The 9,734-nt window shown below is 70.3% G+C and carries 10 protein-coding genes and 1 pseudogene; 10 read left to right on the forward strand and 1 reads right to left on the reverse strand.

Annotated features, from left to right (window positions below; translation table 11 throughout):
- Nucleotides 1-270: 270 nt before the first annotated feature.
- Together VIP82_RS02145 and VIP82_RS02150 are read left to right on the forward strand one after the other, a co-directional pair.
- The gene (locus VIP82_RS02145) at nt 271-2,694 is read left to right on the forward strand and encodes an Rne/Rng family ribonuclease (RefSeq protein WP_331905650.1); all 2,424 of its coding nucleotides are present in this window, start codon (nt 271-273) and stop codon (nt 2,692-2,694) included.
- Nucleotides 2,695-2,802: 108 nt separating this feature from the next.
- On the forward strand, nt 2,803-3,897 hold the full coding sequence (locus VIP82_RS02150; protein WP_331905651.1) for a glycosyltransferase: 1,095 nt from the start codon (nt 2,803-2,805) through the stop codon (nt 3,895-3,897).
- A gap of 4 nt (nt 3,898-3,901) precedes the next feature.
- On the opposite strand, the gene VIP82_RS02155 is transcribed toward VIP82_RS02150, so the two are convergent.
- On the reverse strand, nt 3,902-4,168 hold the full coding sequence (locus VIP82_RS02155; RefSeq protein ID WP_331905652.1) for a DUF4031 domain-containing protein: 267 nt from the start codon (nt 4,166-4,168) through the stop codon (nt 3,902-3,904).
- A 156-nt stretch (nt 4,169-4,324) separates the two neighbouring features.
- Here VIP82_RS02155 and rplU point away from each other — a divergent pair, with 156 nt between their 5' ends.
- The 8 genes and pseudogenes from rplU to VIP82_RS02195 form a co-directional block, all read left to right on the forward strand.
- Nucleotides 4,325-4,633 (forward strand): 50S ribosomal protein L21, encoded by a 309-nt coding sequence (gene rplU, locus VIP82_RS02160; RefSeq protein ID WP_308867116.1) that lies wholly within the window; start codon nt 4,325-4,327, stop codon nt 4,631-4,633.
- A gap of 20 nt (nt 4,634-4,653) precedes the next feature.
- On the forward strand, nt 4,654-4,911 hold the full coding sequence (gene rpmA, locus VIP82_RS02165) for a 50S ribosomal protein L27 (protein ID WP_331905653.1): 258 nt from the start codon (nt 4,654-4,656) through the stop codon (nt 4,909-4,911).
- Nucleotides 4,912-5,017: 106 nt separating this feature from the next.
- Complete coding sequence (gene obgE, locus VIP82_RS02170; protein ID WP_331905654.1) at nt 5,018-6,526, forward strand: GTPase ObgE; 1,509 nt, start codon at nt 5,018-5,020, stop codon at nt 6,524-6,526.
- Entirely contained in the window at nt 6,523-7,365 is an 843-nt protein-coding gene (gene proB, locus VIP82_RS02175; protein ID WP_331905655.1) for a glutamate 5-kinase, read from the forward strand. The genes obgE and proB overlap by 4 nt, the downstream gene beginning before the upstream one ends.
- The gene (locus tag VIP82_RS02180) at nt 7,362-8,621 is read left to right on the forward strand and encodes a glutamate-5-semialdehyde dehydrogenase (protein ID WP_331905656.1); all 1,260 of its coding nucleotides are present in this window, start codon (nt 7,362-7,364) and stop codon (nt 8,619-8,621) included. Before proB ends, VIP82_RS02180 begins: the two co-directional genes overlap by 4 nt.
- 54 nt (nt 8,622-8,675) lie before the next feature.
- The gene (locus VIP82_RS02185) at nt 8,676-8,900 is read left to right on the forward strand and encodes a hypothetical protein (RefSeq protein WP_308867122.1); all 225 of its coding nucleotides are present in this window, start codon (nt 8,676-8,678) and stop codon (nt 8,898-8,900) included.
- Nucleotides 8,901-8,910: 10 nt separating this feature from the next.
- Nucleotides 8,911-9,507, forward strand: coding sequence for a nicotinate-nucleotide adenylyltransferase (gene nadD / locus VIP82_RS02190; RefSeq protein ID WP_331905657.1), 597 nt, complete (start codon nt 8,911-8,913; stop codon nt 9,505-9,507).
- Nucleotides 9,504-9,734: pseudogene (locus VIP82_RS02195) on the forward strand (hypothetical protein); the annotation flags it as partial. The gene nadD and the pseudogene VIP82_RS02195, both read left to right, overlap by 4 nt.

Consider the following 9,734-nt stretch of genomic DNA (forward strand, 5'->3'; position numbering starts at 1 on the left):
TGGGGAGGACGCTCGCGAGGTGCGAATGGGCATTCTGGCTGGGGAAGTGCGATAATGGGAGTCGATGACTCGCGGCCGCGCCGTGACGATCATCACCAGAAGACTTCAGGGCGACGAATGCCCTTGGCAGCGCGAGCATCCGCCTAGCGCCGGATATCCGCTGCAGACCGAGTGAGTTCGCGGCACCGCCCCGTCCGGTGGGCATGGGCGGCGCCGCACGAGATTTCGCCGGGCGACGCGCGGTGTCGCCCCGCTAGGAGTACGCCAGTGATGGCTGATGGAAACGATGCCGAATTCACCCCGCAGACCGAACCCGACGCGCGGCTGACGCCAGCGGACGAAGCGCCGCCCGCCCCTGAGGCGGACGCGGCGGTCGAGGCCCCGGAGACGGCCGAACCCGACGACTCGGACGAGCCCGCCGCGGCCGACGATGCAGAGGCCGGTACCGAGGACGACGCGGTGCCCACGGATGCAGCCGACGCCCCTTCGGTGAGCGACGAGCCCGGCGAGTCCACGACGGAGGTCGAGCCGATCGCCGAGTCGGCGACCCCCGAGACGGCTGAGGCAGACGCCGACACCGCGTCCGAGGCGGCGGGGGAGGCCGACACCCCGTCGGAGGCCGACGCCCCATCGGAGCCGGAGCTCCCGACCGCGGTGAGCCTGGGCCTGCTGCCCGAGGAATTCGTGTCGGCCGTGTCGACGCAGCTGGTCTTCTACGCGCCCGAGATCGCCCCGCTCCCACCGCGTTCCGGCCGCCAGCCGGAGGAGGAGCCCGAGACGACGGCCTCGTCGAGCACCTCGCGCCGGCGCAGTCGTCGCCGCGGCGGCGAGGGCCGGGACGAGGCATCCGCCCCCGCCGAGCAGGCGCAGGCGCCGTCGCAGCCGCGCCAGCGTGCCGTCGAGCTCATCACCGAGCCGCAGCGCATCAAGGGGTCGACGCGGCTCGAGGCCAAGAAGCAGCGCCGCCGCGACGGCCGCGAGGCCGGGCGCCGCCGCGCGGTCGTGACCGAGGCGGAGTTCCTCGCGCGCCGTGAGTCGGTCGACCGCGTGATGATCGTGCGCTCGCGCAACGGCCGCGTGCAGATCGCGGTGCAGGAGGACAACGTCCTCGTCGAGCACTACGTCGCGCGCAACCAGGACGCGTCGCTCATCGGCAACGTCTACCTCGGACGCGTGCAGAACGTGCTCCCGAGCATGGAGGCGGCGTTCGTCGACATCGGCCGCGGTCGCAACGCCGTGCTCTATTCCGGCGAGGTCGACTGGGATGCCGTGGAGACGGGCAACCAGCCGCGCCGCATCGAGCTCGCGCTCAAGACCGGCGACCGCGTGCTGGTACAGGTGACCAAGGACCCCGTGGGTCACAAGGGAGCCCGCCTGACGAGCCAGATCTCGCTTCCCGGCCGGTACCTCGTGTACGTGCCCGGCGGTGCGATGAACGGCATCTCGCGCAAGCTGCCCGACACCGAGCGCGCACGCCTGAAGAAGATCCTCAAGGAGGTGCTTCCCGAGTCGTCCGGCGTCATCGTCCGCACCGCTGCCGAGGGGGCCACCGAGGACCAGCTCACCCGTGACGTGCAGCGCCTCACGAACCAGTGGGAGCACATCTCGAAGCAGATCGAGACGATCCAGGCGCCCGCTCTGCTGCACTCCGAGCCCGACCTCTTGGTCAAGATCGTCCGCGACGTCTTCAACGAGGACTTCTCGAAGATGCTCATCCAGGGCGAGGACGCGCACCACACCATCTCGAAGTACCTCGAGTCGGTCGCGCCCGATCTCCTCGATCGTGTCGAACGCTACGAGGGCGAGCAGGACCCGTTCGACGCCTTCCGTGTGACCGAGCAGATCGAGAAGGCCCTCGACCGCAAGGTCTGGCTGCCCTCCGGCGGCTCGCTGGTCATCGACCGCACCGAGGCGATGACGGTCGTCGACGTCAACACCGGGAAGTTCGTCGGATCCGGCGGCAACCTGGAAGAGACGGTCACCAAGAACAACCTCGAGGCCGCTGAGGAGATCGTCCGGCAGCTGCGTCTGCGCGACATCGGCGGCATCATCGTTGTCGACTTCATCGACATGGTGCTCGAGTCCAACCGCGACCTCGTGCTGCGCCGTCTCGTCGAGTGCCTGAGTCGCGACCGCACGAAGCACCAGGTGGCAGAGGTCACGTCGCTCGGCCTGGTGCAGATGACCCGCAAGAAGCTGGGGCTGGGTCTGCTGGAGACATTCAGCGAGGCGTGCGAGGTCTGCGCAGGGCGCGGCGTCATCGTCCACCACGACCCGGTCGTCAAGCACCGCGCACCCGTTGCCGGTACACCGACCTCGGGTCGCCGACCGCGAGGCGGCGCGCCCGCCCCCGCGAACGGCGGATCCAACGGCACCCACGTCATCACCGAGGGCGTGAAGTCGGCGCTCGCGCAGATCGCCGCATCCACGATCCATCACAGTGACGAGGTCGCACCGGCCGAGCCGGCGCCGGTCATCGAGCAGGCGCCCGTGGAACGCCCCAAGAAGCAGCGCAAGAAGCGCCCCGACTCGGGGTCGAAGAAGGAGAGCCGGACCGAGAAGGACCTGCTGCTCGACTCTGTGCTGAACGCGCTCCCCGAGCCCAAGGCTCCCGGCCAGGGGCGCTCCCGCCGCCGCGTCACCACCGCGGCGCTGACGGGCACTCCGGTGCCTCACACGCCCTCCGAGGACTGAGACCCACGCCGCTCCCCGCACCGGCCGTCGCCGGAGCGGGGAGCGCGCCTCTGTCGGGGAGCACCCTGGCTCGCTAGGGTGGGCGCCGGGGCGGGGAACGGGGGCGCCATGGCGCGCTACGTGTTCGTGACGTGGGACGGCGGCGGCAACCGCATGCCGACGATCGCGATCGCTCGCGGGCTCACGCAGCGCGGACATGACGTGCGGGTGCTCGGACACGACTCGCAGGGCGGCGCCTATCGCGCCGCCGGGTTGCGGTTCACGGCGTACGCGAGCGCACCGGGCTTCGTGCTCGATCCGCGCCCGGCGGAGATGCTGCGGCTCTTCACCGACCGTGGCATCGCCGGCGACACCGTCTCTCAGCTGGTGGCCGATCCGGTGGACGTCGTCGTCGTGGACTGCATGCTGCTGGCCGTCGTGGACGTCCTCGACCGCATGGAGCAGCGCTTCGTCGTCCTGGAGCACACCATGCACGAATTCCTGGCGCCCGGGTTCCGGGTGCTCGGCGCCCTGATGTGGCCGCGCGGCGTGCGCGTGGGCCGGCCGCGGACGCACGCGGCGCCGATCGTCGTGGCATCCGTCCCCGGGCTCAGGGTTCCGTTCCCGCACCAACCGGAGCTGTCGGCCGCCCGCGGGACCGTCGTCTACGTCGGCGCGATGACGGACGCGGTCGACGCGGTGCCGACGGAGCCGACCGTCGTGGTGAGCCTCAGCACGTTCGGCTTCGCCGACCTCGTCGCCACATGGCAGCGGGTGCTCGACGCCGTCGCCGGGCTGGACGCTCGGGTCGTGGCGACGCTCGGGCCGTCCGTGACGGCCGGCGAGGTGGCCGTGCCCGACGGCGTCGAGGTGCACGAGTGGATGCCGCACGACCAGCTCTTCTCACACGCGTCGCTGGTGGTGGGTCATGGCGGCCACGGGACCACGCTCGCGGCGCTCGCGCACGGCGTTCCCGTGCTCACCCTTCCGCTGGACGCGACCTCGGACCAGCCGCGCATGGGCCGCGCGATCGTGCGGGCGGGCGTCGGCGCCACGATGTCGCGCCGGAGCGAGCCCCTGGCGATCCGCCGCGCGATCGAGCGGGCGCTTCACGACGCGCCTCTCCATGCCCGTGCACGTCGCCTCGGCGAAGCCATCCGCACGCTCGACGGCCCGCGTCGCGCGGCCGACGTGCTCGAGCTCTCGGCATCCGCTCCGCGTTGACGGTTCAGTGGCGATCGCGCGCCCGCACCCGAAGTCCCGACGCGATGAGGCGCCTGACCAACTCGTGGCCGCTGACGTGCTGCGCACCTGCCGCGATCAGCCGGGCGTGCGCCTCTTCGGGCACGTCGTAGTGGTCGAGGTCGAAGCCACGGCGCGGAATGCCGTTCGCCTCGGCGAAGGCATGGAGCTCGTCGAGGTCCGAGTCCGTCACCAGATGCGCCCACAGCCGCCCGTGCGCCGGCCAGCGAGGATCGTCGATCAGGATGGCCACGTCCAGATCCTACGGGGACGCCGCGACACGGCGGGGGCGTGCTTTCGCGGACTGATCGCGCATCTGATAAAGTGGACCCTTGGTGCGTCGAGATATCCGCGCCAAGTCTTGGATGACGTCATGAGCGCGTGCGCTCCCAGAAGAAACAGGTGTGAAGTGGTTTACGCAGTTGTGCGCGCCGGAGGCCGGCAGGAGAAGGTGGAGGTCGGCACGATCGTCGTTCTCGATCGCCAGGCCGCCAAGGTCGGCGACAAGATCGAGCTCCCCGCGGTGCTCTTCGTCGACGGTGACTCCGTCACGACCGACGCGGACAAGCTCGCGAAGGTCACCGTGACCGCCGAGGTGCTCGGTGAGGAGCGCGGCCCGAAGATCGTGATCCAGAAGTTCAAGAACAAGACCGGTTACAAGAAGCGCCAGGGGCACCGTCAGGACCTCACGCGCGTCAAGGTCACCGGCATCAAGTAAGTCCAGGAAGAGACGCAGAGATGGCACACAAAAAGGGCGCAAGCTCCACCCGCAACGGTCGTGACTCCAACGCTCAGCGACTGGGCGTGAAGCGCTTCGGCGGCCAGCAGGTCCTCGCCGGCGAGATCATCGTCCGTCAGCGCGGCACCCACTTCCACCCCGGCGCCAACGTCGGCCGCGGTGGCGACGACACGCTGTTCGCTCTCGCCGCAGGCGCGGTCGAGTTCGGCAAGAAGGGCGGCCGCAAGGTCGTCAACATCGTGGCGGCCGCGGAGTAATCCAGCCAGTCGCACAGACTTCCGGAAGGGGCGGGCTTCGGCTCGCCCCTTCCCTTTATCGCTTTCCCGCACCGCCGGGGGAGCATCCACACCTCAGGGGGACCGCATGGTCACGTTCGTCGACCGAGTGACGCTGCACCTGCGCGCCGGCAAGGGCGGCAACGGCTGCGTGTCGGTCAAGCGCGAGAAGTTCAAGCCGCTCGCCGGCCCTGACGGCGGCAACGGCGGCCACGGCGGTGACGTCGTGCTCGTCGCCGACCCCCAGGTCACGACGCTGCTGTCGTACCACCACTCACCGCACCGCTCCGCCGGCAATGGCGGCTTCGGAATGGGCGATCACCGCTCCGGTGCGGCCGGCGAGTCGCTCGAGCTGCTCGTCCCGGTCGGCACGGTCGTCAAGGACGAGTCGGGCGAGACCCTCGTCGACATGATCGAGCCGGGCATGCGCTTCGTGGCGGCTCCCGGCGGCCTGGGCGGGCTCGGCAACGCCGCACTTGCCAATCCCAAGCGCAAGGCGCCGGGCTTCGCGCTCCTCGGCACGCCCGGCTGGGAGGGCGACGTCCTGCTGGAGCTCAAGACCGTCGCGGATGTCGCGCTCGTCGGCTTCCCCTCTGCGGGCAAGTCCAGCCTCATCGCGGCGGTCTCGGCCGCTCGACCGAAGATCGCGGAGTACCCGTTCACCACCCTGCACCCCAATCTCGGCGTCGTGCAGGCGGGGGAGCAGCGGTACACCATCGCCGACGTCCCCGGGCTCATCGAGGGCGCCAGCGAGGGCAAGGGCCTCGGGCTCGAGTTCCTGCGCCACGTCGAGCGCTGCACGGCTCTCGTGCACGTCCTGGACTGCGCCACGCTCGAACCCGGTCGTGACCCGCTCAGCGACCTCGACGTCATCCTGGCCGAGCTGGCGGCGTATCCCGTTCCCGACGGGCAGACCCCGCTGCTGGACCGCCCGCAGCTCATCGCACTCAACAAGATCGACGTGCCGGAGGCGAAGGACCTCGCCGACCTGGTGCGCCCCGACCTCGAGGCCCGCGGGTTCCGCGTCTTCGAGATCTCCACGGTGAGCCACGAAGGTCTGCGACAGCTCACGTACGCCCTCGGAGACATCGTCGCGGCGCATCGTGCCGAGCTGGCGGCGACGCCCGCGCCCGAGCGCATCGTGATCCGCCCGCGCGGCTCTGAGAAGGAGTTCTCGGTGCGTGTCGAGGGCGGCACCTACGGCAACATCTACCGGATCCTGGGCGACAAGCCGGTGAAGTGGGTGCAGCAGACGGACTTCCAGAACGAAGAGGCCGTCGGCTACCTGGGGGACCGGCTGCAGAAGCTGGGCGTCGAGGACCAGCTCTACCGCTCCGGTGCGACGCCGGGCGCCACTGTCGTCATCGGCGAGGGCGACGGCATCATCTTCGATTGGGAGCCCTCGATCTCGTCGAACGCTGAGCTCATGACGGCGCCGCGCGGCACCGACCCGCGCCTGTTGCGCGACACCCGCCGCACCACGTCCGAGCGACGCGAGAAGTACCACGACATGATGGATGCGAAGGCCGAGGCGCGCGCCGAGCTCGAGGCCGAGCGGGTCGCCGAGCGCTACCGAAACGAGGAGGACGCGGAGTGAGCGCGCGCGAGCGCCGCGACCTCCCGGCGGCTCGCCGGGTCGTCGTGAAGGTCGGCTCGTCCTCGATCAGCGGCGACAACGCCCACAAGATCAAGCCGCTCGTCGACGCCCTCGCCGCCGCACACGGGCGCGGCACCGAGGTCGTGCTCGTCTCGTCCGGCGCGATCGCGACGGGGATGCCGTATCTCCTGCTCGACGAGCGCCCGAGCGACCTCGCGACACAACAGGCGGCCGCGGCCGTCGGGCAGAACGTGCTCATCTATCGGTATCAGGAAGCCCTGCGGCCCTTCCGGATCGTGGCCGGCCAGGTGCTCCTCACGGCCGGCGACCTCGAGAACCCGACTCACCGGTCCAACGCGCGGCGCGCGATGGAGCGGCTCCTGGGCCTGCGCATCCTGCCGATCGTCAACGAGAACGATACCGTCGCCACGCACGAGATCCGTTTCGGCGACAACGACCGGCTCGCCGCCCTCGTCGGCCAGCTCATCGGCGCCGACGCGCTGGTGCTGCTGAGCGACATCGAGTGCCTCTACACCCGTCCGCCCGACGAGCCCGGCGCCCGCCCCATCCCCCACGTGACGTACGGCGACGATCTGCACGGCTTCGAGTTCGGCTCGGTCGTCGTCAACAGCGTCGGCACCGGGGGAGCGGCTACCAAGGTGTCGGCCGCGCGGCTGGCCGCGGCATCTGGGATCGGCGTGCTCGTCACCAGCGCGGACCTCGTCGGCGAGGCCCTGTCGGGCGACGAGATCGGCACGTGGTTCCAGCCGAACCCCGAGCCGACGGCGCCCGCCGCCACCGGTCCGGTGCGCACGGCGGTCGATACACTGGGCGGATGACCACCACCGCCACGACGGCACGGGAACGGATGCTGCTCGCCAAGGATGCGGCACGCAGCATCGGCCTTCTCGGCGACGACGACAAGCGCGATGCGCTGCTCGCGATCGCCGACGCGATCGACGACGCCGCCCCGGAGATCGTCGCCGCCAACGCCGACGACCTGCGGCGCGGCAGCGAGAGCGGTCTGTCCACGGCTCTCCAGGACCGGCTGCGTCTGGACGAACCCCGCGTGGCGGCCCTCGCCGCCGCGGTCCGTGAGATCGCCCAGCTGCGCGATCCCGTCGGCCGCGTCCTCGACGAGCGCACGCTCGCGAACGGGGTGTCGCTCACCAAGGTGTCGGTTCCGTTCGGCGTCATCGGCTCGATCTACGAGGCACGCCCGAACGTCACGGTCGACATCGCCGCCCTGGCGCTGCGTTCGGGAAATGCCGTCGTGCTGCGCGGAGGCACAGCCGCCGAGCACACGAACGCGGCGCTCGTGCGCGCGATGCGGGGGGCGCTGGCCGACCGCGGCATCGACCCGGAGGCCATCCAGACCGTCGACGAGTTCGGACGCGAAGGTGCGCGCGAGCTGATGCACGCCCGCGGCATCGTCGACGTGCTCGTGCCGCGCGGGAGCGCCCAGCTGATCGAGACCGTGGTCACCGAGTCGTCCGTCCCGGTCATCGAGACCGGCGCGGGCGTGGTCCACATCGTCCTCGACGAGACCGCGCCGCTGGACTGGGCGCGCGACATCGTGGTCAATGCGAAGACGCAGCGCCCGAGCGTCTGCAACGCCGTCGAGACGGTGCTCGTGCACCGTGGCGCCGCTGATCGCCTCGTTGGTCCCGTCGTCGCGGCGCTGCAGCAGAGCGGCGTCACGGTCCACGGCGACGACACCGTAGGCCGACTCGCCTCGGGCATCGTCCCCGCTACGGACGAGGACTGGGCAGCCGAGTACCTCAGCCTGGACATCGCCATGCGGGTCGTCGACGATCTCGACGACGCGCTCGCCCACATCCGCCACTACTCGACGCACCACACGGAGTCGATCGTGACGCAGGATGCCGCCAACGAGGCGCGCTTCCTCGCCGAGGTCGACTCGGCCGTGGTCATGGCCAACACCTCGACGCGCTTCACCGACGGCGGCGAGTTCGGGTTCGGGGCCGAGGTGGGCATCTCGACGCAGAAGCTGCACGCCCGCGGCCCGATGGGACTCGCCGAGCTCACCAGCTCGAAGTGGCTCGCGCGCGGTGCCGGGCAGGTCCGCGCGTAACGGAATAGACTTGTCCAGTCCCGCGTCCCCGCGGCGAACCCGAACGGAGCCCGAATGACACTCGCCACGATCATCGCCCTCGCCGCCGAGGAGACCGAGCACCACGGCAATGTCGCCCTCGAGACCGTCGGGTACGGCATCACCGCGATCGTGGTCTTCGGCGCGCTGGCGCTCGTGACGCTGTCGTACCGCAACGTGGCGAACCGCCACTCGCAGAAGGCCGAGGCCTACGCCAGGGCCCACGCGGACGACGTACAGCGAGCGGGGCACGGCCACTGAGGTTCCCTGAATGTCGGTGACGACAGCCCCCCGGGTCGGAGTGATGGGCGGAACTTTCGATCCGGTCCATCATGGGCACCTGGTGGCTGCCAGCGAGGTCGCACAGTGGTTCGACCTCGACGAGGTCGTCTTCGTGCCGACGGGGGAGCCGTGGCAGAAGGCCGACGTCTCGCCGAGCGAGCACCGCTATCTGATGACCGTCATCGCCACGGCATCCAACCCCCGATTCACCGTCAGTCGCGTCGACATCGACCGCGACGGCCCCACGTACACCATCGACACGCTCCGCGATCTGAAGGCCCAGCGCCCAGACGCGGAGCTGTTCTTCATCACGGGCGCGGACGCCATAGCGCAAATTCTCAGTTGGAGAGACCATGATGAGTTGTGGGACCTCGCTCACTTCGTGGCAGTGTCCAGGCCCGGACACGTTCTGAACACCGACGGTCTGCCCAGCGACGACGTCAGCCAGCTCGAGATCCCCGCCCTCGCGATCTCGTCGACGGATTGCCGTGATCGAGTTCAGCGAGGACACCCCGTGTGGTACCTCGTGCCCGACGGGGTCGTCCAATACATTGCGAAGCACCATCTCTACCGGAGCAAGGAATGAGTACACCCGAGCACCCGGCAACGCCAGCCCTCACCCGCAAGCAGATCCGCGAACTGCGGAACACGGGATCCACGCCCGTCATCACTGCGACCCCGACGTCCGACGAGCCCGTCGACGACGCTGACACCCCCGCCGAGGCCGTTCCGGTCGCCGCGGCACCGGGGGCACCGCCTCCCTCGCCGTTCAGCCCGGCTCCCGCCGCAGCGCCTGTGACCGCGGCGCCGTTC

The organism is Microbacterium sp., from assembly GCF_036566905.1.
GTDB lineage: Bacteria > Actinomycetota > Actinomycetes > Actinomycetales > Microbacteriaceae > Microbacterium.